Origin of the sequence: Pseudothioclava nitratireducens (genome assembly GCF_029210495.1) — a bacterium.
Classification (GTDB): Bacteria; Pseudomonadota; Alphaproteobacteria; order Rhodobacterales; family Rhodobacteraceae; genus Pseudothioclava; species Pseudothioclava nitratireducens.
The window spans coordinates 175,216-198,371 of sequence record NZ_JARGDK010000001.1; the positions used below are offsets into that span (position 1 = coordinate 175,216).

Annotated in this window: 21 protein-coding genes and 1 tRNA gene; 9 read left to right on the forward strand and 13 right to left on the reverse strand. The window is 65.3% G+C overall.

Annotated features, from left to right (window positions below; genetic code table 11):
* Window positions 1-27 precede the first annotated feature (27 nt).
* Complete coding sequence (locus tag P0X85_RS00825) at window positions 28-1,311, forward strand: NAD(P)/FAD-dependent oxidoreductase (protein ID WP_275807008.1); 1,284 nt, start codon at window positions 28-30, stop codon at window positions 1,309-1,311.
* Window positions 1,312-1,434: 123 nt separating this feature from the next.
* On the opposite strand, the gene P0X85_RS00830 is transcribed toward P0X85_RS00825, so the two are convergent.
* A tRNA-Met gene (locus P0X85_RS00830) sits at window positions 1,435-1,511 on the reverse strand.
* A 134-nt stretch (window positions 1,512-1,645) separates the two neighbouring features.
* Between P0X85_RS00830 and P0X85_RS00835 the strand changes: the two genes are divergently transcribed.
* A complete protein-coding gene (locus tag P0X85_RS00835; protein WP_275807010.1) occupies window positions 1,646-2,752 on the forward strand; it encodes an FAD-dependent oxidoreductase in 1,107 nt (368 codons plus the stop codon).
* A 30-nt stretch (window positions 2,753-2,782) separates the two neighbouring features.
* On the opposite strand, the gene P0X85_RS00840 is transcribed toward P0X85_RS00835, so the two are convergent.
* Together P0X85_RS00840 and P0X85_RS00845 are read right to left on the reverse strand one after the other, a co-directional pair.
* Window positions 2,783-3,367: a L,D-transpeptidase gene (locus P0X85_RS00840; protein ID WP_275807012.1), complete on the reverse strand. Its 585-nt coding sequence runs from the start codon at window positions 3,365-3,367 to the stop codon at window positions 2,783-2,785.
* Between the two features lie 102 nt (window positions 3,368-3,469).
* Window positions 3,470-3,673 carry a YgaP family membrane protein gene (locus P0X85_RS00845; protein WP_275807014.1) on the reverse strand — a complete coding sequence of 68 codons (204 nt, stop codon included), beginning with the start codon at window positions 3,671-3,673 and terminating at the stop codon, window positions 3,470-3,472.
* A gap of 136 nt (window positions 3,674-3,809) precedes the next feature.
* On the opposite strand from P0X85_RS00845, the gene P0X85_RS00850 reads away from it, so the two are divergent.
* Together P0X85_RS00850 and P0X85_RS00855 are read left to right on the forward strand one after the other, a co-directional pair.
* Complete coding sequence (locus tag P0X85_RS00850) at window positions 3,810-6,245, forward strand: heavy metal translocating P-type ATPase (protein ID WP_275807016.1); 2,436 nt, start codon at window positions 3,810-3,812, stop codon at window positions 6,243-6,245.
* A gap of 175 nt (window positions 6,246-6,420) precedes the next feature.
* Window positions 6,421-6,807: a transglycosylase SLT domain-containing protein gene (locus P0X85_RS00855; protein WP_338030509.1), complete on the forward strand. Its 387-nt coding sequence runs from the start codon at window positions 6,421-6,423 to the stop codon at window positions 6,805-6,807.
* Window positions 6,808-6,934: 127 nt separating this feature from the next.
* On the opposite strand, the gene P0X85_RS00860 is transcribed toward P0X85_RS00855, so the two are convergent.
* On the reverse strand, window positions 6,935-7,633 hold the full coding sequence (locus P0X85_RS00860; protein ID WP_275807020.1) for an arylesterase: 699 nt from the start codon (window positions 7,631-7,633) through the stop codon (window positions 6,935-6,937).
* On the opposite strand from P0X85_RS00860, the gene P0X85_RS00865 reads away from it, so the two are divergent.
* Together P0X85_RS00865 and P0X85_RS00870 are read left to right on the forward strand one after the other, a co-directional pair.
* A complete protein-coding gene (locus P0X85_RS00865; protein WP_275807022.1) occupies window positions 7,632-8,300 on the forward strand; it encodes an ABC transporter ATP-binding protein in 669 nt (222 codons plus the stop codon). The genes P0X85_RS00860 and P0X85_RS00865 overlap by 2 nt on opposite strands.
* On the forward strand, window positions 8,297-10,813 hold the full coding sequence (locus P0X85_RS00870) for an ABC transporter permease (protein ID WP_275807024.1): 2,517 nt from the start codon (window positions 8,297-8,299) through the stop codon (window positions 10,811-10,813). Before P0X85_RS00865 ends, P0X85_RS00870 begins: the two co-directional genes overlap by 4 nt.
* Before the next feature lie 40 nt (window positions 10,814-10,853).
* Here P0X85_RS00870 and P0X85_RS00875 read toward each other — a convergent pair whose 3' ends face one another.
* The 3 genes from P0X85_RS00875 to hemC form a co-directional block, all read right to left on the reverse strand.
* On the reverse strand, window positions 10,854-12,071 hold the full coding sequence (locus tag P0X85_RS00875) for an MFS transporter (protein ID WP_275807026.1): 1,218 nt from the start codon (window positions 12,069-12,071) through the stop codon (window positions 10,854-10,856).
* Between the two features lie 3 nt (window positions 12,072-12,074).
* The gene (locus P0X85_RS00880; RefSeq protein WP_275807028.1) at window positions 12,075-13,445 is read right to left on the reverse strand and encodes an FAD-binding oxidoreductase; all 1,371 of its coding nucleotides are present in this window, start codon (window positions 13,443-13,445) and stop codon (window positions 12,075-12,077) included.
* Between the two features lie 141 nt (window positions 13,446-13,586).
* A complete protein-coding gene (hemC, locus tag P0X85_RS00885) occupies window positions 13,587-14,540 on the reverse strand; it encodes a hydroxymethylbilane synthase (protein WP_275807031.1) in 954 nt (317 codons plus the stop codon).
* Window positions 14,541-14,638: 98 nt separating this feature from the next.
* Between hemC and hemE the strand changes: the two genes are divergently transcribed.
* Entirely contained in the window at window positions 14,639-15,670 is a 1,032-nt protein-coding gene (hemE, locus tag P0X85_RS00890; RefSeq protein WP_275807034.1) for a uroporphyrinogen decarboxylase, read from the forward strand.
* A 57-nt stretch (window positions 15,671-15,727) separates the two neighbouring features.
* Here hemE and P0X85_RS00895 read toward each other — a convergent pair whose 3' ends face one another.
* The 3 genes from P0X85_RS00895 to hemF form a co-directional block, all read right to left on the reverse strand.
* Window positions 15,728-17,698 (reverse strand): DEAD/DEAH box helicase, encoded by a 1,971-nt coding sequence (locus P0X85_RS00895; RefSeq protein ID WP_275807038.1) that lies wholly within the window; start codon window positions 17,696-17,698, stop codon window positions 15,728-15,730.
* A 90-nt stretch (window positions 17,699-17,788) separates the two neighbouring features.
* On the reverse strand, window positions 17,789-18,400 hold the full coding sequence (locus P0X85_RS00900; RefSeq protein WP_275807041.1) for a LysE family translocator: 612 nt from the start codon (window positions 18,398-18,400) through the stop codon (window positions 17,789-17,791).
* Between the two features lie 25 nt (window positions 18,401-18,425).
* Complete coding sequence (gene hemF / locus P0X85_RS00905; protein WP_275807044.1) at window positions 18,426-19,328, reverse strand: oxygen-dependent coproporphyrinogen oxidase; 903 nt, start codon at window positions 19,326-19,328, stop codon at window positions 18,426-18,428.
* Window positions 19,329-19,434: 106 nt separating this feature from the next.
* Between hemF and P0X85_RS00910 the strand changes: the two genes are divergently transcribed.
* Complete coding sequence (locus tag P0X85_RS00910) at window positions 19,435-19,842, forward strand: hypothetical protein (RefSeq protein ID WP_275807047.1); 408 nt, start codon at window positions 19,435-19,437, stop codon at window positions 19,840-19,842.
* 3 nt (window positions 19,843-19,845) lie between these two features.
* On the opposite strand, the gene P0X85_RS00915 is transcribed toward P0X85_RS00910, so the two are convergent.
* From P0X85_RS00915 to clpS, 3 genes are read right to left on the reverse strand one after another with little or no spacing between them, the layout of a single operon-like run.
* Window positions 19,846-20,655, reverse strand: a complete 810-nt coding sequence (locus P0X85_RS00915; RefSeq protein ID WP_275807051.1) for an SDR family NAD(P)-dependent oxidoreductase — start codon at window positions 20,653-20,655, stop codon at window positions 19,846-19,848.
* A 40-nt stretch (window positions 20,656-20,695) separates the two neighbouring features.
* A complete protein-coding gene (locus P0X85_RS00920) occupies window positions 20,696-21,754 on the reverse strand; it encodes a class I SAM-dependent methyltransferase (protein ID WP_275807054.1) in 1,059 nt (352 codons plus the stop codon).
* Between the two features lie 55 nt (window positions 21,755-21,809).
* A complete protein-coding gene (gene clpS, locus P0X85_RS00925) occupies window positions 21,810-22,130 on the reverse strand; it encodes an ATP-dependent Clp protease adapter ClpS (protein WP_275807724.1) in 321 nt (106 codons plus the stop codon).
* A gap of 149 nt (window positions 22,131-22,279) precedes the next feature.
* On the opposite strand from clpS, the gene P0X85_RS00930 reads away from it, so the two are divergent.
* On the forward strand, window positions 22,280-22,993 hold the full coding sequence (locus tag P0X85_RS00930) for an HAD family hydrolase (RefSeq protein ID WP_275807057.1): 714 nt from the start codon (window positions 22,280-22,282) through the stop codon (window positions 22,991-22,993).
* Window positions 22,994-23,156 lie beyond the last annotated feature (163 nt).

Genomic DNA, 23,156 nt, shown 5'->3' on the forward strand with positions numbered 1-23,156 from the left:
CGCGACCGGCCAGTGGGGAGGACTAAAATGGCTCATATCGTGGTTCTGGGTGCCGGGCTTGGCGGCGCCATCATGGCCTATGAACTGCGTGACACCGTTCGCGCAGAAGACAAGATCACCGTCATCACCAAGGACCCGAAATACCATTTCGTGCCCTCTAACCCCTGGATCGCAGTGGGGTGGCGCGACCGCAAGGATATTACTGTCGATCTCGCGCCCACGATGAAGCGCAAGAATATCGACTTCATCCCGGTGCCTGCGAAGAAGCTCCATGCCGAGACGAACACGGTCGAACTCGATGACGGTCGCATGGTCGAATACGATTACATTGTCATCGCCACCGGCCCCGAACTGGCCTTCGATGAGATCGAAGGACTTGGTCCCGAGGCGAACACCCATTCGATCTGTCACATCGACCATGCCGAGCAGGCCAAGATCGCCTTCGACCGGTTCTGCGAGAAACCCGGCCCGATCATCGTCGGCGCCGTGCAGGGCGCATCCTGCTACGGTCCGGCCTACGAGTTCACCTTCATTCTCGACACGGCGCTCCGCCGCGCGAAAATCCGCGATCAGGTGCCGATCACCTTCGTCACCTCGGAGCCCTATGTCGGGCATCTCGGGCTCGACGGGGTGGGCGACACCAAGGGTCTCTTGGAATCCGCGATGCGCGAGAAGCACATCAAGTGGATGACCTCTTCGCGGATCAAGAAGGTCGAAGACGGCGTCATGCATGTCGAAGAGATCGCCGATGACGGCTCGGTCAAGGCAACGCATGAAATGCCCTTCGGCTATTCGATGCTGCTGCCCGCCTTCCGCGGCATCCCGGCTGTGTCGGGGATCGAAGGACTCTCGAACCCGCGCGGTTTCACCATCGTCGACAAGTATCAGCGCAACCCGAAGTTCCAGAACGTCTTCGCGGTCGGCGTCTGCGTGGCGATCCCGCCGATGGGGCCGACGCCTGTGCCCTGCGGGGTGCCGAAGACCGGCTTCATGATCGAATCGATGGTCACCGCGACCGCGCATAACATCGGCAATCTGGTGCGCGGCAAGGAGCCGGACGAGGTCGGCACCTGGAACGCCGTCTGTCTGGCCGATTTCGGGGATCAGGGCATCGCCTTCGTGGCTCAGCCGCAGATCCCGCCGCGCAACGTCAACTGGTCAAGCCAGGGCAAATGGGTCCACTGGGCCAAGGCCGGGTTCGAGCGCTACTTCCTGCACAAGCTGCGCAAAGGCACCTCCGAGACCTTCTATGAGCGCACCGCGATGAAGATGCTCGGGATCGACAAGCTCAAGGCCACCCGCAAGGGCTGATCCCATGGGCACAGACAAAAGGCGGGCTTTGGCCCGCCTTTTCGTTTCAACACGCCAATGCGCGAATCCCCAAACCTCTTGGATGCGCCCAAAGGCGTGCGCGGGTCCGAAGAGGGGGAAGAGTGGTGGCGAGGGGGGGACTTGAACCCCCGACCCCACGATTATGAGTCGTGTGCTCTAACCAGCTGAGCTACCTAGCCACTGGTGGGGGGAACTAAGCCAGAGCGCGGCAAGCGTCAAGGGTAGAATCGGACAAATTTGGGCACGCCCCCGCAAAACCGTGACTGGCCAATTGGGCCGCCGCGCATTAGGCCCGAAGAATGAGGACGCGCAGATGACAGAGCCGCAGAAAACCGAGGCAAAGCCACGGATCGTGCTGATCGGCGGCGGACATGCCCATGCGCTGGTCCTGCGCACCTTTGCCGAAGCGCCGCTCGACGGGGCCGAGATCACCCTCATCAATCCCGGACCCCGCGCGGCCTATTCCGGGATGCTGCCGGGTCATATCGCGGGGCACTACCCGCGCGAAGCCCTTGAGATCGACCTGCGCAAACTCGGAAAGGCGGCAGGCGCGACCCTGATCGAGGCGCGCGCCACGGGGATTGACCGAGCAGGAGGCCGGGTGCTGCTCGAAGGCGGCGAGAACGTGCCCTATGATTTTGCGGCGCTGGATATCGGGATCACCTCGGAGATGCCTGCCCTGCCCGGCTTCGTCGAGCACATCACCCCCGCCAAACCGCTCGATGCTTTTGCCGACCGTTGGGAGCATTTTGTGGGTCATGCACCCGCCAATGCGAGCGTGGCAGTGATTGGCGGCGGTGTCGCGGGGGTAGAGCTTGCGCTCGCCTGCGCGCACCGTCTGCCTCAGGCCCGTGTGACGGTCTACGAGGCACAAGATACCGCCCTGACGGCTTTGGGGCGTGGCGCGCGGGCGCGTATGCTGCGCCATGCCGCGCGGCATGGCGTGACGATCCTCACGGGAAAACGGCTCAGAGCCGCAGAGGCGGGGAGCCTCCGTTTCGCGGACGACACGACCGCCGCATTCGACTTCGCCATCGGCACAGGGGCGACACGGCCCGCGCCTTGGCTAACAGAGACAGGGTTGGATCTGCATGAGGGGTTCGTGACCGTGGGGCCGACGCTCCAAAGCTCGGACCCGGCAATCTTTGCCAGCGGTGACATCGCGCATCTGTCGCATGCGCCACGTCCGAAAGCAGGCGTCTTTGCCGTGCGCGAGGCGCCGGTCCTCGCGCACAACCTGCGCGCGGCAGTCGAAGGCGGCACAATGCGCACGTATCACCCGCAGCGCGATTACCTGAAGCTGATCTCGACGGGTGACAAGCGGGCCGTGGCGGATAAATGGGGCCTGCCGCTGGACGGGCGCTGGCTGTGGCGCATCAAGGATCGGATCGACCGGGGCTTCATGGCCGATCTGCATTGAAAAAGGCGCCCACAGGCGCCTTTGTCGAGGTCAGTAGACCGTCACGGGCGTGCCCACCGGCACCTGATCGAACAATGCGATGACGTGGTCATTGACCATCCGGAGACACCCGTTTGACACCGCATGGCCGATCGAGCTGGGCGCGGTGGTGCCGTGGATACGGATCGCCGTGTCGCGCCCGTTCTGATAGAGATAAAGTGCGCGGGCGCCGAGCGGGTTCTGCGGACCGCCCGGCATCCCATCGGCGTATTTCGCGTATTTCGGATCGCGTTCGATCATCTCGGGCGTAGGCTTCCAGCTCGGCCATTCGACCTTGCGCCCAACCACGGCCTGACCACGGAATTTCAGCTCATTCTTGCCGACCGCCACGCCATAGCGCATCGCCTTGCCGGGGGCAGTCACATGATAGAGGAAGAACTTGTCGGAGACGACGATGATCGAGCCGACGGCGAGGTTTGGCTTCACGCGCACCTCACGGGGGTAGAACTGGTCGGCAATGGGCCATTTCTTCTGCACCGGCTCGGACGATGTCTCGATCTCTTGCGCGGCCAGAAACGATGGCGCGCCCAGAGCGGGCAGAATGGCAAAACTGGTCAAAAGGGCACGGCGATTCATCGGTTTCTCCGGATTGCGTAAGGGGCAAACTACCAAAACCCCTATGAACGAACAACCAAAGACCGACCAAACGGTTCCCGTGCCCTTTTGGGCCTCGCGGCCTTATTCGAAGGCGCAGCCCGATTTCACGCCGAACTTGGCGAAAATCTTGGCGGCCGGGCAAAAGCCGGTAAAGGCCGATTGCAGCAGGTTGGCGCCGATGAACACGGTGAACCAGAAGAAGTTCGGGTGAACGAACTGGGTGAGGATCACGCTGAGCAGAACCATAGCGCCGGCAAAAGCGAACATAACGCGGTCGAGGGACATGAGAGACTCCGATCTGGGAAGGTTGACTTGCGCCCGAAGTAGCACTTGTACAGGTTAAATTCAAGTTCTCGAATATGACACATCCGCCTTGACCCCCTTGCCTCAACGCTCCAAGTGACCTGTGAAAGGAAGCGCCATGGCCAGCACAGTTTTCATTGTCGACGGAATGCATTGTGGGGCTTGCACAGGGCGGGTGGAGCGCGCTCTGGCCGCAGAGCCCGGCGTCACCGAGGCAAGTGCCAATCTGATGGCACGCTCGGCCCGCGTCGATTACGAGGCACCCGCCACGCCTGCGCGGCTGTTGGAGGCGCTGGACCGCGCGGGCTACCCTGCGGCGACGGCAGACACCACGCTCGATATAGAGGGAATGACCTGCGCCAGTTGCGCCGGTCGGGTCGAGCGCGCGCTCACCAGCCATGGCGGCACCGTTGCGGCGAACGTGAACCTTGCGACACATACGGCGCGCGTGACCTATATTCAGGGCGCGGTTGCCCCCTCGGAACTTGCGCGGATCGTGACCGAGGCGGGCTATCCCACCCGCGTCAAGACCGAGACCGAGGCCCCCGCCCCCGTTAGCGACCGGCAGGCCCGTGAAGCCGCTGCCCTGCGACGCAACGTGATCATCGCCTCGGTGCTGACATTGCCGGTTTTCGTGCTGGCGATGGGCGCGCATATGATCCCCGGCTTTCACATGGCGATCATGCACAGCATCGGCGAGCGCGCGAGCTGGGTCATTCAGCTTGTTTTGACCGCCCTCGTGCTGGCTTTTCCCGGTCGCGTTTTCCTCCGGCTCGGTATCCCGGCGCTCTTGCGCGGCGCGCCCGAGATGAACTCTCTGGTGGCCCTCGGTTCACTGGCCGCCTTCGGCTACTCGACGGTGGTGACGCTCGCACCGGGGCTGCTCCCCGAAAGCGCGCGGGAGGTCTATTTCGAGGCGGCGGCGGTGATCGTGACGCTGATCCTCGTCGGGCGCTGGATGGAGGCGCGCGCCAAGGGCCGTGCCAGCGAAGCGATCTCGCGTCTGGTTGAACTCCGCCCTGCAACCGCGCGCGTCGAACGTGACAGCGGCGTGATCGAACTGCCCGTGGCGGAACTGGCGGCGGGCGATATCGTGCAACTTGCCCCCGGTGAGCGGGTCGCGGTCGATGGTGTGGTCACGGACGGGCATGGCTGGATCGACGAGTCGATGCTCACCGGAGAGCCGGTGCCTGTTGAAAAGACCCCCGGCACCGAGGTGACAGGCGGGACCGTGAACGGGTCCTCGGCCCTCAGCTACCGGGTGACCGCGACCGGGTCCGAGACCGTGCTCTCGCGCATCATCGCCATGGTCGAGGCCGCGCAGGGCGGCAAACTCCCGGTGCAGGCGCTGGTGGACAAGGTCACGCGGGTCTTCGTACCCGTGGTGATGGCGCTCTCGGTGCTGACCTTCGCGGTCTGGATGCTCGCGGGTCAGGGCCTGACCCATGCGCTGGTCGCGGCCATTTCGGTGATGATCATCGCCTGCCCCTGCGCGATGGGTCTTGCAACGCCGGTCTCTATCCTCGTCGGCACCGGGCGCGGTGCCGAGCTGGGTCTGCTGTTCCGTCGCGGCGATGCGTTGCAGCGGCTGGCCGAGATCGAGACCGTCGCCTTCGACAAGACCGGCACCCTGACCGAGGGCCGCCCGACGCTCACCGATCTTCTCCCCGCGGATCCCGCCATCTCCGCCGATGACGTGCTGCGGCTTGCCGCCGGGGCCGAGGCGCGCTCCGAGCACCCGCTGGCCCGCGCCATTCTTGCAGCCGCCGAAAGCCGTGGCCTGACGCCCGCCGAGGCCCGCCGCGTCAAGGCCCTGCCCGGTCGCGGCCTGAGCGCCCAGACCGAGGGCCGCGCGCTCCTGATCGGCAATACCCGCGCCATGGACGAGGCCGGCGTGGACCTCACCCGGCTTGCTGCGGCGGCCGAGAGCTTGTCGCAAGAGGGCAAGACCCCGATCTGGATCGCACTGGATGGAACGCTCGCGGCGCTGATGGCGGTGTCGGACCCGCTCAAACGCCACGCCGAGGATGCTGTGGCAGCACTGCGATATGACGGTGTCGAGGTCGCCCTGATCTCGGGCGACACGCGCGCCACCGCGCAGGCCGTGGGCCGCAACCTCGGGATCTTGCGGGTGATCTCGGATGTGCTCCCCGAGGGCAAGGTCGAAGCCGTCGAAACGCTGCGCGAACGCGGGCCGCTCGCCTTCGTGGGTGACGGGATCAACGATGCGCCCGCGCTGGCCGCCGCCGATGTGGGCATCGCCATCGGGACCGGCACGGATGTTGCCATCGAGGCGGCCGAGGTCGTCATCATGGGCGGCGACCCGCAAGGGGCCGCGCGCGCCTATGCGCTTTCGCGGGCGGTGATGCGCAACATAAAACAGAACCTGTTCTGGGCCTTTGCCTATAATGCGGCGCTGATCCCGGTGGCGATGGGGGTGCTGGTGCCCTTCGGCGGCCCCGGCCTCTCTCCGATGCTGGCCGCCGGGGCGATGGCCTTCTCTTCGGTCTTCGTGGTGACCAACGCGCTGCGCCTGCGCCGCGCCGGCGCCTAGGCAAAACCTCGCCGAGGACAAACGCCGCGCTTTCCTCACCCCCGGTCACGCGCGTAAATGACACCGTATCTTGCCGGAGAGTGCCATGGGCCTGACGCGTCGTCTTTTTTGTCTTTCTCTGCTGGGGACTGCCGCCTGCGGGCGCAGTGGCCGCAGTTCGACCAAGGCCCCGGCGATGTCACACGACACCCTGCCTCTGCATGCCAATGAGACCCTCGAACTGCGGGGTCTGATCAACCGCTATGCCGACCATTACGAGGTTCCGCGCACGCTCGTCCACCGGGTGATCCAACGTGAGAGCGGCTACCGCCCCGGCGCGCGCAACGGCCCCTATTACGGCCTGATGCAAATCCTGCCGCAAACCGCGCGCGGCATGGGCTTCAAGGGCGAGAACAGCGATCTGCTCGATGCCGAGACCAATCTCAAATATGCCGTCAAATACCTGCGCGGCGCGTGGATGTGCGCCGATGGCTCCGAGACCGAAGCGGTGAAATGGTATGCGAGCGGCTATTACTACGAGGCCAAGCGGCGGGGCATCCTCAAGGAAACCGGCCTGCGCTGAATGCCTCCACCCGCGTCTGGCCAGCGCCGGACGCTCCGCGGGGGATATTTTGAGCAGACTGAGAGAGGCCCCGTGTCAGTCTGCCATAAATATCCCCGCCGGAGGCAAATACCGCCAGCGTGACGCGTCACGGCGTGCCTGCACGCTCCAACAAGGTCAGAACAGTTGGGCCCAACGCCTCGACGATCAGCGTCACCCCCTCCGCCGAGGGGTGGATCGCATCGTCTTGCATATAGTCGCGCGCGGTGCGCTCCCTGAGCGGCAGGTCCATGATCGGTCCGAGGAAGTTCGGCACCAGCAATGTATGGTATTGGGCTGACAGCTCGGGCCAGATCGCGTCGAAGCTTTGCTGATAGCTGGGGCCATAGTTGCCCGGCGCGGGCAGACCGACAAGCAGCGCGGGCAGGCCTTGGGCGGCAAGGTCTTCGAGGATCGCCGAAAGGTTCGCGCGCGCCTCCTCGGGCGGCAACCCGCGCAAGAGGTCGTTCCCTCCCAACGCCACTATCACCGCATCCACCTCTGGCGTAAGCGACCAGCCCAGTCGCGCACGCCCGCCCGCGGTCGTATCCCCCGAGACACCTGCATTGATGATCGTCACATCGGCGCCATTCGCGCGCAGCCATGCTTCGAGTTGCGGCACCAGCCCCTCGTCAGGGGCCAGCCCGTAGCCTTGGGTCAGGCTGTCACCCAACGCCAACAGATGCAGCGGCTCGGCCGAAGCCGGCGCGACAAAGGGAACCAGCAGAAAAATACTTGCGGACAACAGGTTGCGAAGGGCGCGGATTGGCCCATATGCCAAGGAACGGACGAAAAAGCAGGCAGGCATGGCGGATACGGTTCTCTCTTTGACAGATGCGCGGCTCACTTTGGACGGCAATGCCGGCCCGGTCGAGATATTGCGTGGAATCTCACTGACAGTTGAGCGCGGCGAGAGTGTCGGGCTGACCGGACCGTCGGGGTCGGGCAAGTCGTCCTTGCTGATGCTGATGGGTGGGCTGGAACGCGCCACCGGCGGCACGATCACCGCGTTGGGGCATGATCTCTCCTCGATGTCCGAAGATGATCTGGCGCGGTTTCGACGGGGCAATATGGGGATCGTGTTCCAATCCTTCCATCTTGTGCCGACAATGACCGCGCTTGAAAACGTGGCCCTTCCGCTGGAAATCGCGGGCGTGGCGGATGCGTTCGGGCGCGCGGAGGCGGAGCTGGCGGCGGTGGGTCTCGGCCATCGCGGACACCATTATCCCTCTGAAATGTCCGGAGGCGAACAACAGCGCGTCGCGCTCGCCCGCGCGCTCGCGCCGCGCCCGGCGATCCTTCTGGCCGATGAGCCGACGGGCAATCTTGATGCCAGGAACGGGGCGGCGATCATGGAGCTTCTGTTCGGTTTGCAGGCCGATTACGGTGCGACGCTCATCCTCGTCACCCATGCGCCCGAACTGGCCGAACGTTGTTCGCGCGTTGTGCAACTTCTGGATGGGGCGCTGGCATGAGCGCGAGCCTGCGCATTGCCGCCCGCGAGTTACGTGGCGGGCTTCGCGGATTCCGCGTTTTCCTGTTATGCCTGATGCTGGGCGTTGCCGCGATTTCCGCCGTGGGCCTCGTCCGCGAGGCGATCCGGGGCGGCCTGTCGGATCAGGGCGCCGCGCTCTTGGGAGGGGACGCGCAATTTGAATTCACCTACCGCCGCCCCGCGCCCGAGGAACGTGCGTGGATCGACGCGCGGGCGGTCGCAAGCTCCGAGGTGGTGGAGTTCCGCTCGATGCTGCAAACCGGGGCGGGCGAAGCGCTGGAAACCGCGCTGACGCAGGTCAAGGCCGTCGATAACGCGCATCCTCTGATCGGAACGCTTCAGCTCGACCCCCCGCTGCCGGTCTCGACGCTGTTCGCGCAGACCGATGGCCCGTCCGCCATTTTCCTGGACCAGATCCTTGCCGACAGGCTGGGCCTTGCGCCGGGCGATCCGGTGCGCCTTGGCGGGATCACGTTCACCATGGCCGCGCGCATTCAGCGCGAGCCGGATTCGACCGGGGCCGGTACCGGCCTTGGTCCGCGCTCGATCGTGGCACTCCCCGCCATCGAGGACAGCGCCTTGCTGGCACCGGGCGCACTCTATGAGACCGAGCTGCGTGTGACCCTGCCGCCCGATACCGATCTCGATGCGCTACGCGCCGAGGCGCAGGCGCATTTCGACGGCGCAGGGATGCGCTGGCAGGATCGCCGCCGCGCCGCGCCGGGGGCGGATCGTTTCGTGACGCGGCTCGGCTCGTTTCTGGTGCTTGTCGGGCTGGCCGGGCTGGCCGTCGGCGGGGTCGGGATTTCCGCGACCGTCAGCGCATGGCTCGAACGCAAGGCCGAGACCATCGCGACGCTGCGCGCCATCGGCGCGACCGGGGGCATGATACGGGCGATCTTCCTGTGGCAACTCCTTGCGCTCAGCGTCACCGGCATCGCGGCGGGGCTCGTGCTGGGAAGCGCGATGGTGCTGTTTGCGTCAGGCCTCATCGAACGACTGATGCCGATCCCGGTCGATGTGGGGCTAAGCGCGCGCCCGCTGATCGAGGCCGGGCTCTACGGCGCGCTTGTGGCGGCGATCTTTGCGCTCTGGCCGCTGTCGCGGATGCTGGGCCAACGCGCGGCGCGGCTCTATCGGCGCAATCGTACAGGGCGGTTCTCGCTGCCAGCGTTCGGCGCATTGGCCCTGATCGCACTGCTGATCGCCGCTCTGGTGGCGCTCGCCGTGTGGTTCTCGGGAATGGTAATGTTGACGCTCGGCACTCTGGGCGGGATCGCGCTGGCGCTTGGCCTGCTCGCAATTGCCGGTTGGCTCGTGCGCTATGCGGCCCGCGCGCTCTCGCATCTCGCCCGCGGGCGTCCGGCGCTCCGCGCGGCGCTTGCGTCGATTGGCGGGCCGCGCTCCGAAGCGGTGCCGGTGATCCTGTCGCTCGGGCTTGGGCTTTCGGTGCTGGCCGCTGTCGGTCAGGTCGATGCGGGTCTGCGCGGCGCAATCGCGCAAGACCTCCCCGAGGTGGCACCCGCCTATTTCGTGCTCGACATTCAGAAGGATCAGCTCGACCCGTTCCTGACCCGGCTCGATGCCATCGGCGGGGTCGAAAAGGTCGAAACCGTGCCAATGCTGCGCGGCATCATCACCGAGATCAATGGCCAGAACGCGCGCGAGGTTGCGGGCGAACACTGGGTGCTGCGCGGCGACCGGGGCGTAACCTATGCCGAGACGCCGCGCGAGGCACTGACCGCTGGCGACTGGTGGCCCGCTGACTACGCCGGGCCGCCGCTAGCGAGTTTCGCCGCGCAAGAGGCCGAGGAACTGGGGCTGAAGCTGGGCGATATGATCACGGTGAACATCCTCGGACGCGATATCGAGGCAAGGATCACCTCGTTCCGCGACGTCGATTTCTCGACCGCCGGAATCGGCTTCGTGCTGACGCTGAACCCCGCTGCGCTCGCCGCAGCGCCCCATACCCATCTGGCGACGATCTATGCGCCCCCTGAGGCCGAAGCCCCGATCCTGCGCGACTTGGCCGGGGCGTTTCCGAATATCACCGCGATCCGCGTGCGCGATGCGATCGACCGCGTGACCGAGGCGCTTGGCGCGATCGCGCGGGCGACCTCGCTCGCAGCAGGGGTGACGCTGCTCACCGGCTTTGTCGTGCTGATCGGCGCGGCGGCTTCGGGCGAGGCGGCCCGCGCGTGGGAAGCCGCGCTTCTCAAGACGGTTGGCGCGACGCGGCGCACCGTGCTTGCCTCCTTCGCGCTGCGTTCGGCGCTCTTGGGGGCGGCGGCGGGGCTGGTCGCGATCCTGTTCGGTGCGCTGGCGGGCTGGGCCGTGCTGGAGCTGGTGATGGAGGCAACCTTCCGCTTCGCCCCGATCCCGGCGCTCGCTATCGTCAGTGGCGGCGTTCTGGCGACCCTGCTTGCGGGGTTGGTCTTTGCGCTGCGCCCGCTCTCTGCGCGCCCGGCCCGCGTGCTGCGGGCGAGCGAGTGATCTGCCTCCGGCGGGGATATTTTGGGCAGCGTGAAAGGGGTCAGAATCCGCGCGCACCCCGCCGGTCGAGTGCCCAGAGCGCCCCCGCCCCGAGAACCGCCAACCCAGCCCCCAGCCCCGCAGCGAGCGCGTAACCTCCGAGCGCGGCCCCAAGCGCGAAGGTCGCCGCGCAAATCGCATCGCCCGCGAGCTTTTGCAGCGCCATGAGCGAGGCCCCTGCCCCCGGCCGCGCGCCCATCAGGTCCTGAAGATAGGCCATCGGCTGCGTGAGGATGATCGCGCCCCCGGCCGCGCCCGGCAGGATCAGCAACCAAACGAAAGGCGTCGCGGCCAAGAGTGGCAGGAAGGCGAGGTGGATCGCGTAAAGCACCATGCCGATCCAGATCAGCCGGGTGCGCTCGACATGGGGGATGAGCCGGGGCAGTGCGAGCATGAAGGGCACTTCGAGCCCGCCCAGGAACCCCGCATAAAGCGCGATATCCTCGGCCCCGCGCCCGGGCGTTGCGCTAAAGACAAGCCCCATCACCACCATGTAAAGCATGATCGAACCATGCACCGGCCCCAAAGCCAGAACACGGACGAGGATCGGCGGATCGGCCAATTCTCGCAGCCCTTGCGTGAAGCTCAGGCCCGATTTCGGATCAGGCCAGCGGGTCGCGCCGTCACGGGGCCAGAATACCCAGGTCAGTCCAAGAAAGGCGGCGCCCATCGCAAGGCTCACAGGATAGACAAGCATCAGCGGTGCGCCGGTCTGGAAAACCACCGACCAAATCGGCAGCACGACGACCCATGGCAGGGCAAAGAGCGCCCTCAGCGTCGCATTGATCGCGGGACGCTCGGCCTCGGGGCGGGTAGAGGCGGCAAGGCGTCCCAGCGCGAAGATCTGGCCAAAGAGCGACCCGGAGAGCGGGAGGAGCACCGCATGCGCCAGCACGAAGGCCCAAAGCGACTGGCCAAGGTGCACGGTGCCAAGACCCGCGACCAGAAACCCGCCCGAGATCAGGGCAATCGCCCGCCGGTTCGCGCGTTGATCCGCGAGGATGCCAAATCCGACAGAGGCCGACACCGCAAGGATCGAGGCCGCCACCAGAAGCGCCGAATAGGCCCGGTCCGTCATCTCGAACACAGTCACCGCCAAGGCCGAGACATAGGGTGCCATCGTCGCCGCATAGGCGCCAAAGAGCACCAGCAACACTGCCGCGAGCCGCAAGGCAGGATCGGCAAGAATGGGACGAAACGGGGCGATTAAAACACGCATGGCTCAGGGCAGAACCTTGTCGGGGTTAAGGATACCTTTCGGGTCGAGCGCCGCCTTGATGGCGCGCATCACCTCAAGGGCGACCGGGTCCTTGTGACGGGCCATCGTCTGGCGCTTTGACAGGCCAACGCCATGCTCGGCCGAGAACGATCCTCCAAGCGCGACAGTCTGTTCGGCGATGGCGGCGCGCATTTCGGCCTTGAGCGCGGGTCCCGACGTGCCGGGATAGACCGTGTAGTGGATATTTCCGTCGCCCAGATGGGCAATCATCAGGATCTCGGCGGCAGGATCGAGCGCGCCGATCCGCGCCGCCATCCGCTCGACGAAACCGGGCAACCGGTCGAGCGGCAGTGAAATATCGGTGTCGACCAGATCCGGCGTCGTGAAGGTAATCTCCGCGGCGGCCTCGCGCATTGCCCAAAGCTTTGCGCGCTGTGCCTGCGACTGTGCAATGACCGCCTCGGTGATCACGCCTGCCTCCAGATCGGGCAGCAGCAGGGTTTCGAGCCGCGCGACCGGATCCTCGCCCGTGATGGTCGTCGCCGTTTCCAGAAGAATATTCACCGGGGACGGCGCAAACGGACAGGCGAGATCGGGTTTGACCCGCGCGAGCCGCGCCATGTAGGCCTCCGGCATGAACTCGAACGCCTCGACCGCCCCGCCAGTTCCGGCCTGCACCCGGTTGAGCAGCGCCAGCGCCGCTTCAAGATCAGCCATCCCCAAAAGCGCGGTCGCATGGGCGACCGGCGCGGGCTCCAGCCGCATCACCGCCCCGGTTATGATGCCCAGCGTCCCTTCGGCCCCGATCATCAGATCGCGCAGGTCATAGCCGGTATTGTCCTTGTGCAGCGCATTCATCAGGTTCATCACCCGCCCGTCAGCCAGCACCACCTCAAGCCCGAGACACAGGTCCCGCACCATGCCGTAGCGCAGCACGTTCGCACCGCCCGCATTGGTCGACAGCACCCCGCCCAGCGTAGCCGACCCGCTCGCTCCGAAGCGCAGCGGAAAAATCAGACCCGCGCCCTCGACGTGACGGTGCAGCACATCCACGACCACCCCTGCCTCGGCGGTTATGGTGCGGGCCGAAGGGCTGTACGTGCGGATGCGGTTGAGACGCTCGAGCGACAACATCAGCGCCCCTTCCGCCGAGGTGCCACCATTGAGGCCGGTATTGCCGCCCACCGGAACGACAGGTGCCCCTGCTTCGTGCGCAAGCCGCATCACCGCTGCGACCTCTCCGGTCGTGCCGGGGCGCACCAGTGCCAGCGGCCTCCAGCGATAAAGCCCCGTCCAGTCCCGCTGCGGGGCGTCATCACCCGTCAATACATGGGCATCACCGAACAGAGTGCGCAGATCATCCAGGATCGGCATGGACCTTCCCTTCGTGGAGGCGGCCACCGCCGGATGCCTCCGGCGGGGATATTTTCAGCAGCGTGACGAAGCATTCAGTCTGCCACAAATATCCCCCGCGGAGCGTCCCGCGGAAGTCAGGAGCGCACGGGCCAGATGGGCTTAACGCCAGTCGAAAAAGTCCTTGGGCGCACGAGCCAGAAGCTTGCGCGCAATATCGGCGCCAAGATCGGCGGCATCGGCAATCGAGGCACGCCCCTCTTCGAAGAGGGCATCCGACCCGTCCGGACGCAGCACTTCCCCGCGCAGCCAGACCTGATCGCCCTCGAGGAGCGCAAGCCCCGCGATCGGCGTTTCGCATGAGCCGTCGAGCGTCGCGAGATAGGCGCGTTCCGCCGCGAGGCGGTGCCCCGCCGGCGCGTCGTGGATCGCCGCCAGCAGCGCCTCACACATCGCGTCATTGGCGCGCCGTTCGATGCCGATGCAGCCCTGTGCGACGGCGGGTAGCATTTCCTCGGGTTCGATGGCAGAGCGTGCGACCTCGGCCATGCCCAACCGATTGAGACCCGCCATGGCAAGGAATGTCGCCGCCGCGACCTTGTCTTCGAGTTTACGCATCCGCGTCTGCACATTGCCGCGGAACTCGACCATTTTCAGATCGGGGCGGCGATGCGCGAGCTGCGCGCGCCGACGCAGTGAGGACGAGCCGACGACAGCACCCTGGGGCAGATCCGAGATCGAGGCATAGTCGAAGCTGACGAACGCGTCGCGCGTATCCTCACGCGGGAGGTAGCAATCGAGCAAAAGACCGTCCGGCTGCTTGACCGGCATGTCCTTCATCGAATGCACGGCAATGTCGATCCGGCCATCGAGCATGGCCTCTTCGATTTCCTTGGTGAAGAGGCCCTTGCCGCCAAGCTCCTTGAGCGGCTTGTCCGCATCGATCAAGGCTCGGTCATCGCCGGTCGTCTTGATCACCACGATCTCGAACGCATCCTCGGGGAGGTCATGCGCCGCCATCAGGCGGGTGCGGGTTTCATAGGCCTGAGCGAGCGCAAGCGGTGAACCGCGGGTGCCGATCTTCAGGGGCGACTTGGCGTTGGGCATCTGTGTCATGACGCCTTGGTAGCCGCGTCAAAAGGCCCGCGCAAGCGGCGTCGCGCTTGACATTGCGCCGCAGGGGAAATTCAAGGGGGTGCGAAGAGGAGAACGCGATGACCGATAAGACGATCCTGCGCGCCCTGAAGGGCGAAACCCTGCCCACGCCGCCGGTGTGGATGATGCGTCAGGCGGGGCGCTACCTGCCCGAATATCGCGCGACCCGTGCCGAGGCGGGCGATTTCCTGTCGCTGTGCTACAATCCCGACCTTGCCGCCGAGGTGACGTTGCAGCCGATCCGGCGCTACAGCTTTGATGCGGCGATCTTGTTTGCGGATATTCTCCTTTTGCCGCAAGCCCTTGGTGCCGATCTGTGGTTCGTCACCGGCGAAGGGCCGCGGCTTTCGACGATCACCGGGCCAGAGGGGCTGCGCGCGCTCAAGTACAAGGACGACATCCACGACACACTCGCCCCGGTTTATGAAACGGTGCGGATCCTGTCGCGCGAATTGCCGAAAGAGACCACGCTGATCGGCTTTGCGGGCGCGCCCTGGACCGTTGCGACCTATATGATCGCCGGGCGCGGCACGCCCGATCAGGGGCCTGCGCATGCGCTCAAGGCCGAGGACCGCGCGACTTTCGCCGCGCTGATCGACCTGCTGACCGAGTCGACGATCGAGTATCTCTCGAAGCAGGTCGAAGCCGGTGCCGAGGTCGTAAAGATCTTCGATAGCTGGGCCGGGAGCCTCAAGGGTCAGGATTTCGAGGATTTCGCCGTGGCACCCGCCAAGCGGATCATCTCCGAGATGAAGGCCCGCTTCCCGGGGCTGCCGATCATCGCCTTCCCGCGCGAAGCGGGCGAGGGCTATATCGGCTTCCATCAGAAGACCGGCGCGGATTGCGTGGCGATCGACAACTCTGTCAGCCCGGAATGGGCGGCAGCGAATGTGCAGGTCTCGGGCTGCGTGCAGGGCAACCTTGCACCGCATCACATGGTGACGGGCGGTCAGGCTTTGATCGACGCGACCCGCCATGTGGTCGAGGCGTTCCGCAACGGCCCGCATATCTTCAACCTCGGCCACGGGATCACGCCGGATGCAGACCCCGAGAATGTCGCGCTGATGATCGAGACGATCCGCAAGGGCTGAGCGATCAGGACAGATATGACAAGGGGGCCGCGAGGCCCCCTTTTTCATTGCCGCCGATTACTTCGCGCGGCCCGGTTTCTTGCCCGGCTTGGCGGGGCCGCGCTCATATTTGGCCTTGGGCTTCGCGCCGGGCTTCCCCGAAGGCTTGCCGTCGGCTTTGTCCTTCTTCTCCCAAGGTTTCGCCCCTGCCTTGCTGGCAGGTTTGTCCTTTTTTTCCAACGGCTTGCCGGCGGGCTTGTCTTTCTTTTCCCACGGCTTGCCGGCGGGTTTATCCTTTTTCTCCCAAGGCTTCCCGCCTGCGCCCGCCTCGGCATCACGCGGCGAGGCGCCCTTGCGGTGCGGCTTCTTGAACGGCTTGCCGCCCGATTTGAAATCGCCCCGGTCACCCTTGTTCTTGTCCCAGCGCGCCGGACGCGGCGGCGGACGGTCGAGCCCCTCGGGGGCTTCGTCCAGCGTCACGACCTTGCATTTATCCTCAAGCTGCATCGCGGGGCCAAGCGCCTTGAGGAAGCGCGGTGCGGCATCGGCGTGGATCTGAACGAAGCTATGGTCCTGCATGATCCGAATCTGGCCGATATCGCGGCGAGTGAGGTCGCCCGCGCGGCACAGCATCGGCAAGAGCCATTTCGGATCGACATGGGCGTCATGGCCCATCGTCAGACGCAGCCATTGCGCGTTACCGAACTCGGCGCGCTCACGCGGTTTGATCCCGTCGACAGTCACCGGGACGATATCTTCGGGGGCCGAACGCGAGGCCATAAAGTGACGCGCAACGGCAGCCGCCAGAGCCCGCGGCTCAAACCGTTCGAGCAGTGCGGCGACGGTCGCCTCTTCGTCTTCGGTCACCGGCTGTTGCAGTTCGGGCTCTTCGAGGATGCGCTGGCGGTCCTTGGCGATGATTTCCTCGGCGCTCGGGGCGGCGGCCCAGGTCGGCGCGATATTGGCGGTCTTGAATACCCGATCGGCTTTGGCGCGCAGGTTATGCGGCACGATGACAGCCGAGACCCCCTTCGAGCCCGCGCGACCCGTCCGGCCCGAGCGGTGCAGCAGCGCTTCCTTGTTGATCGGCAGGTCGGCATGAACGACCAGTTCCAGACCCGGCAGGTCGATGCCCCGCGCGGCCACATCGGTCGCAATACAGACCCGCGCCCGCCCATCACGCATCATCTGAAGCGCGCGTGAGCGTTCGTCCTGGCTGAGTTCACCGGACAGCGCCACCACCGAGAACCCCCGGTTGAGGAAACGCGTCGTGAGATGCGTCACCGTCGCGCGGGTACCGCAGAACACGATGGCAGTTTTCGCCTCGTAGAAGCGGAGCACGTTGACGATGGCGTTCTCGCGGTCGGATTTGTCGACGAGAAGCGCGCGATACTCGATATCGGCGTGCTGCTCGCGTTTGGCCATGGTCGAAACCCGCTGCGCGTCCTTCTGGAACGTGCGTGCAAGGCGTTCGATCTCGGGCGAGACGGTTGCCGAGAACATCAGCGTCCGGCGCTCTTCATTCGCCGATTCAAGGATGAATTCGAGGTCTTCGCGGAAGCCGAGATCGAGCATTTCGTCGGCCTCGTCGAGCACCGCCACGCGCAGTTCCGAGAGATCCAGCGCCCCGCGACGGATGTGGTCGCAAATCCGGCCCGGCGTGCCGACGACGATATGCGCGCCGCGCTCTAGCGTGCGGCGCTCGAACCGCGCATCCATGCCCCCGACCGCACCCGCGATCACGAGTCCGGCACCCCCGTAAAGCCATTCGAATTCACGGCGCACCTGAAGCGCGAGTTCGCGCGTCGGCGCGATCACCAACGCACGCGGCACATCGGCATAAAGCGCGGGACCCTCGCCCAGCAACTCCGCCGCCATAGCCAGACCGAAGGCCACCGTCTTCCCCGACCCGGTCTGCGCCGACACCAACAAATCCTGCCCGGCCAGATCGGGGGCAATGACGGCTTCCTGGACTGGCGTGAGGGCGGCATAGCCCTTGGCGGCCAGCGCCTCGGAGAGCGCGGGGTGAAGATCGGGAAGGTTGGACATCGGAGGTCTTTCAGAGAGGGGGCCGCAGGGCCAAAGCGCGGCTTCTACGTGGTTTTGCCTTTGCTGTATAGCGGATTCTTGCCTGATCGGCTATCGCCCGGTCTTGACCGCGAACCAGAACGCGATCAGCGCAAGCCCCACCGACAACACGCGGCGCAGCAGGCGCTCTTTGCGCGGATCTTCAAGGAAGGCGCGCGCCGCCCCCGCGAGGGTCACGATGCCCGCGTGGATCACCGTCGCCACCGTCACGTAGATCCCCGACAGCAGAAGCGTCTCGGACAATCCGTCCTTGCCGCTCAGAAAGGTCGGCAGAACCGAGAGATAGAACACCGCCGCCTTGGGGTTGAGCAGGTTGGTGATCAGCCCGCGCCGAAAATAGCGCCAGTCGGATGAACCGGGGGGGGCGTGCTCGATGGTTTCCCCTGCGCCGCGCCAGCCATCATAGGCGAGCCACAGAAGGTAGAGCACCCCGCCCCAGCGCAAGATCTGATAGGCCAGCGGAGAACGCTCGACCAGCGCGGCAAGCCCGAACGCCGCCAATCCACCGACGATCGCAAGACCAAGCGCCACCCCGGCGGTCGCGGCATACCCCCGCCGCCGTCCTTCGGTGGCCGCGATCACCGCGAGATAGGCCATGTTCGGCCCCGGTGTCAGCTCGACCAGCATCGAGGCCAGCGCGAACGCAAAAAGCGTCTCAGGCATCATGGGCAGGAGCGCCTTCGCAAGCTCAATACCATTTCGCGATGGGCGGCAGGCTCATCAGCACGGCATCGGCATTATGCCCGGTCTCCAGCCCGAACTTGGTGCCACGGTCATAGACGAGGTTGTATTCCGCATAGAGGCCACGGTGACGGAACTGGGTCTCACGGTCCTCTTCGGTCCAGGGCGTGTCGCGGCGCTTCTCGGTCACCGGGACGAAGGCGGGCAGGAATGCGGCGCCGACATCGCGCGTGAAGGCGAAATCCGCCTCCCAATCGCCAGTATTCAGATCGTCATAGAAAATCCCGCCGACCCCGCGCGCACGGCCCCGGTGCGGGACAAAGAAATACTCATCCGCCCAAGCCTTGAACTTGGGGTAATAGCCCGGATCATGGGCATCGCAGGCACCGCGCAGGACCGCGTGAAACGCGTCGGTATCCTCGGCATATTCGAGACAAGGATTGAGGTCGGCGCCACCGCCGAACCACCACGCCCCCGGTGTCCAGAACATCCGCGTATTCATGTGAACAGCCGGGGTATGCGGGTTTTGCATATGCGCGACAAGGCTGATGCCGCTCGCCCAGAAGCGCGGGTCTTCTGCCATGCCCGGCACACCGCGCGCCGCCATCGCGGCCTGCGCGCGCGGCGCGAGCGTGCCCCAGACGGTCGAGATGTTCACGCCCACCTTTTCGAAGACGCGCCCGCCCCGCATCACGGACATCTTACCGCCGCCCTGATCCTCACCATCGGGGCCGGTACGGGTGGTGGGCGACACCTCGAAGCGACCCGCCGGCAACGAGGCATGCGGCCCCGTGACCTGTGTGTCCTCCAACGCCTCGAAGGCCGCGACAATGCGGTCGCGCAGCTCCGAAAACCAGGCGCTGGCACGGGCCTTGCGCGCGTCAAACTCGTCTGCGGCGGGTGCGGTCATGGGGGCCTCCTTGAGATTTGATCTTTCCTAACAGGACCGCCGCGCAAGTGGAATTGCCTTTTGCTGCACGGTGACTAAGCTGGCTCGACAGCTTTAGGAGGCCGCCATGAAACGTGCCGCATTCGCCTTGATTCTCAGTGCCGTTGCGCTGACCGCCTGCGGAACTCCGCAAGAGCAATGCATCCAGCGTAACACGCGCGAGTTGCGCACCGTCGAGCGCCTGCTGGCCGAAGTCGAGGGCAATCTCGCGCGGGGCTATGCCTATGAGGAATACGAATGGGTCACGAAACGCTGGGAGGTCTGCGGCTATGACCAGATCACGCGCCCCGATGGCTCTGTCGAACGTAAGGCGCGCCGCTGTCTTGAGGATCACGTTGTGACGCGGACCCGGCAAGTGGCGATCGACCCCGCCTCTGAAACCCGCAAGCGTGACGCGCTGCTCGCCAAGCGTAAGCTATTGGTCCGGCAGGCCGAAGCGGCGGTGCAGGCCTGCAAAGCCGCCTACCCGGAATAGGGCTCAGAAGGCAGGGACACGCACCGCATCGCCCAAGCCCCGCCCGCCATCGACGGTCACGATCTGGCCGGTGACGAAACCCGCGCCGGGCGACGCGAGATACTGCACGGTATGGGTCAATTCGCCCGGCGCCGCGATACGGCCAAGCGGCGTCCCATCCGTCATGGCATCCCGCCAGTCGCCGTGCTCTTTGAGCTGGTTCTGCAAAGACGCGCTCATCACCGACGCAAAGGCCACCCCGTTGACGCGAATCCCATGCGGCGCCAGCGCGACGGCAAGACCACGCGTCGCCTGTTCCTGCGCCGCACAGGCGATGGAGTAAGCCAGAAGCTCGGGCTGCGTGCTTGCATTGGCCGGGGTCGAAATATTGACGATAGCGCCGATTTCCTCGCCGCGCCGACCGTCCTGTTCCGCATGCGAAATCATCCGCTTCGCCGTCATCTGCGACATCCGCAGCATGCCTTTCATGTTGAGCTGCAACATGTCGTCGAGCACGGTTTGCGCCGGATCGAGCGGATCGCTGACCTGAATGCAGCGCGCCGCGTTGACCAGAATGTCGATCCGCTCGAAGGCGTCGATCGTGGCCGAGAGCAGGTTGTTCACCGTCAGCTTCTGGCACAGATCACCTGCGAAATAGCGCGCGGATCCATCCGATTTCGCCTCGGTCCCCAACTCGTCAGCGAGCCGCGCCTCGTCGATATCGGCGAACATGACCTGCGCGCCGCGATCAATGAAATGACGCGCGATTGCGAGGCCGATGCCGTGGGCGGCACCGGTGACGATGGCGGTCTTGCCAGAGATGGACAGCGACATGGGAGCTCCGTTGAATTGGCTGGTTGGACCTTAGCCCGTCTCAGCGCCGGGGGCGAGGGGCTCGTGTGCGGCGCGGCTTGGCCTGTGGCGAGGCGGATGCGGCGCCGACAACCGGGCGCGCCGCACGAATGACACGGAAGCGGCGATCAATGCCGCCCGGTGGGGTGATGTCTTCGATCTCATGGAAAGCCGCCGCCAAGACCGGGTCGTAAGGCAGGTGACGGTTCGCCACCATCCAGAGCGTGCCCGACAGCGAAAGCATCGCCCCCGCCGCCCGGATGAACGCCGCGCCAAGAGCCGGATCGGCATCGCGCGAGGTGTGGAAGGGCGGGTTCATCACGATGGCCCCGAAACGCTCCTGGGGTGTGAAGCGCGTGGCGTCGGCCCAGTGGAAATGCGCGCGCGGATCGGTGACATTCTGCCGCGCGCAGTCCAGCGCGGCATGCTCGGCCTCGATCAGGTGAAGCTCCTCAACGCCCGAATGGCCCAGCACCTGCGCCGAAAGCCAGCCCCAGCCCGCACCGAGATCGGCCACCCGCGCGGGGAGCTTCTCGGGGAGGCACGCCGCGAGCAGCGCCGAGCCCTCATCCACCGCATCCGCCGAGAACACGCCGGGCCAAGTGGTAAAACCGGGCGCGGGCGTCATCGGGGCGCCGGCCCAATCGGCCAGGGCCTCCGCGCCGGCAGCAAACGCGAAAATCTTACCATGTGCCTTGGCGATGGGCGGCGAAACCTCTACCCGTTCGCGGAGCGACTTGAGGATCGAGTCCACACCGTCCGTCTTGGCCCCATCGACCCAGATCGGACCGCCCGGCGCAACGCGCGCGGCGGCCTCCGCCAGAAGCGCACGCGCTTCGGCCTTGGCCCGCGGAACGAAAACGACGGCTGCGGCGTAGTCACCCTCGGCACAGGGCGCGACAGCGTAGCCACGCGCGGCCCAGGCATCGTGATCGGGCTTGAACCCCTGAATGAGGTGCAGGCGCTCACGCAGCAAATCGCTCAGATCGGTGGCCGCTTGCGGACGAAAGACCGCGATACGTCCTTCGGCAGGCAAGGCATCGAACGCATCAAGCGCAAGAGACAGACGAGGATGGCTCATCGGGGATACACGCGCGAGGCGCCCTCTTTCGGTGACTGCACCCTTAGGCGCAGGGTCACTCTTTTTCCATAGTGCATTGCAAGGGATGCTGATGACGGCGCGAGAAATCCATCACCTGCGCGACCTTGGTTTCGGCCACCTCGAAGGAGAACACGCCCACCACCGCAAGACCACGCTTGTGCACGGTCAGCATGATCTCGAAGGCCTGCCCGTGATCCATGCCAAAGAACCGCTCGAGCACATGGACCACGAATTCCATCGGCGTGTAATCGTCGTTCAGGATCAGCACCTTGTAGAGCGGCGGGCGCTGTGTCTTGGCCCGCGTCTTGGTGGCGACCCCGGCTTCGCCTTCGGCATCGTCCTCTCGGTCGGCCATCATGTGAACGGGGTCTCGCACGCGGATAGGGTCCTGAATCGGTTGACTATGTCAGGGGAATATAGGCAACCGCACCAATATGAAAAGCCTTGACGCGGGGAATTGCCAAACCGCGCGTGGGCCCGCATGGTCCGCACAAAGGAGAACTCATGCCGCTGACCACCATCGCCTTCGACGCAGACGACACGCTCTGGCACAATGAGCGTTTCTTCACGCTGACCCAGGAACGCTTCACAGAATTGATGCGCGAGCATGCCGATCCGGATCATCTGAACGAGCGCCTGCTTGCGGCAGAGCGACGGAATATCGGGCATTATGGGTTTGGGATCAAAGGCTTCACCCTCTCCATGATCGAAACCGCAATCGAGGTTTCCGACGGGCGCGTGCCCGGAACGGTCATTGCCGAGATCATGGCGGCGGGACGGGAGATGCATCGCCACCCGATCGAATTGCTACCGCATGTCGGCGAAACCATCGCCGCTCTGGCGGGGCGATTCACCATCTTGCTGATTACCAAGGGTGACCTCCTCGATCAGGAGCGCAAGCTCGCCCAATCCGGTCTTGGCGATCACTTCGACGCGGTCGAGATCGTCTCGGACAAGACGCCGGACACTTACCGGCGGGCCTTCGCGCGCCACGGCTCGGGCGCCGCCGAAGGCATTATGGTTGGCAATTCGCTCAAATCCGACATCCGCCCGATGCTTGAGGCGGGAGGATGGGCCGTGCATGTGCCCCACGATCTGACCTGGGCCCTCGAACATGCCGAAACCCCCACCGAGCATCCGCGCTTTCATGAGCTACCCGATCTCGGCCCCCTCCCCGATCTGATCGACGCGCTGGCACCGGCTTTGAACAGGCGCTGAAGACGCTGGCCGGAAGCCAAGCGGCGCCAAATCGCGGCGCCATCGGCAAGGTCGCGCGCATCCCACAATCGGTTGAGTCGGAAGCGATCTGACCCACGACATCTTGCGGTATTGCATGAAAGCCGCACTCCACCGCGTTGAAACTTCACGGTTTTCAGCATGA

Coding starts and splice junctions, on each gene's coding strand:
- P0X85_RS00855 (WP_338030509.1), top strand. CDS start 6,421: ATGTCACACGACACCCTGCCTCTGCATGCCAATGAGACCCTCGAACTG.
- P0X85_RS00930 (WP_275807057.1), top strand. CDS start 22,280: ATGCCGCTGACCACCATCGCCTTCGACGCAGACGACACGCTCTGGCAC.
- clpS (WP_275807724.1), bottom strand. CDS start 22,130: ATGGCCGACCGAGAGGACGATGCCGAAGGCGAAGCCGGGGTCGCCACC.
- P0X85_RS00865 (WP_275807022.1), top strand. CDS start 7,632: ATGGCGGATACGGTTCTCTCTTTGACAGATGCGCGGCTCACTTTGGAC.
- P0X85_RS00910 (WP_275807047.1), top strand. CDS start 19,435: ATGAAACGTGCCGCATTCGCCTTGATTCTCAGTGCCGTTGCGCTGACC.
- P0X85_RS00835 (WP_275807010.1), top strand. CDS start 1,646: ATGACAGAGCCGCAGAAAACCGAGGCAAAGCCACGGATCGTGCTGATC.
- P0X85_RS00860 (WP_275807020.1), bottom strand. CDS start 7,633: ATGCCTGCCTGCTTTTTCGTCCGTTCCTTGGCATATGGGCCAATCCGC.
- P0X85_RS00850 (WP_275807016.1), top strand. CDS start 3,810: ATGGCCAGCACAGTTTTCATTGTCGACGGAATGCATTGTGGGGCTTGC.
- P0X85_RS00845 (WP_275807014.1), bottom strand. CDS start 3,673: ATGTCCCTCGACCGCGTTATGTTCGCTTTTGCCGGCGCTATGGTTCTG.
- P0X85_RS00840 (WP_275807012.1), bottom strand. CDS start 3,367: ATGAATCGCCGTGCCCTTTTGACCAGTTTTGCCATTCTGCCCGCTCTG.
- P0X85_RS00875 (WP_275807026.1), bottom strand. CDS start 12,071: ATGCGTGTTTTAATCGCCCCGTTTCGTCCCATTCTTGCCGATCCTGCC.
- P0X85_RS00825 (WP_275807008.1), top strand. CDS start 28: ATGGCTCATATCGTGGTTCTGGGTGCCGGGCTTGGCGGCGCCATCATG.
- P0X85_RS00870 (WP_275807024.1), top strand. CDS start 8,297: ATGAGCGCGAGCCTGCGCATTGCCGCCCGCGAGTTACGTGGCGGGCTT.
- P0X85_RS00880 (WP_275807028.1), bottom strand. CDS start 13,445: ATGCCGATCCTGGATGATCTGCGCACTCTGTTCGGTGATGCCCATGTA.
- P0X85_RS00915 (WP_275807051.1), bottom strand. CDS start 20,655: ATGTCGCTGTCCATCTCTGGCAAGACCGCCATCGTCACCGGTGCCGCC.
- hemF (WP_275807044.1), bottom strand. CDS start 19,328: ATGACCGCACCCGCCGCAGACGAGTTTGACGCGCGCAAGGCCCGTGCC.
- P0X85_RS00920 (WP_275807054.1), bottom strand. CDS start 21,754: ATGAGCCATCCTCGTCTGTCTCTTGCGCTTGATGCGTTCGATGCCTTG.
- P0X85_RS00895 (WP_275807038.1), bottom strand. CDS start 17,698: ATGTCCAACCTTCCCGATCTTCACCCCGCGCTCTCCGAGGCGCTGGCC.
- hemE (WP_275807034.1), top strand. CDS start 14,639: ATGACCGATAAGACGATCCTGCGCGCCCTGAAGGGCGAAACCCTGCCC.
- P0X85_RS00900 (WP_275807041.1), bottom strand. CDS start 18,400: ATGCCTGAGACGCTTTTTGCGTTCGCGCTGGCCTCGATGCTGGTCGAG.
- hemC (WP_275807031.1), bottom strand. CDS start 14,540: ATGACACAGATGCCCAACGCCAAGTCGCCCCTGAAGATCGGCACCCGC.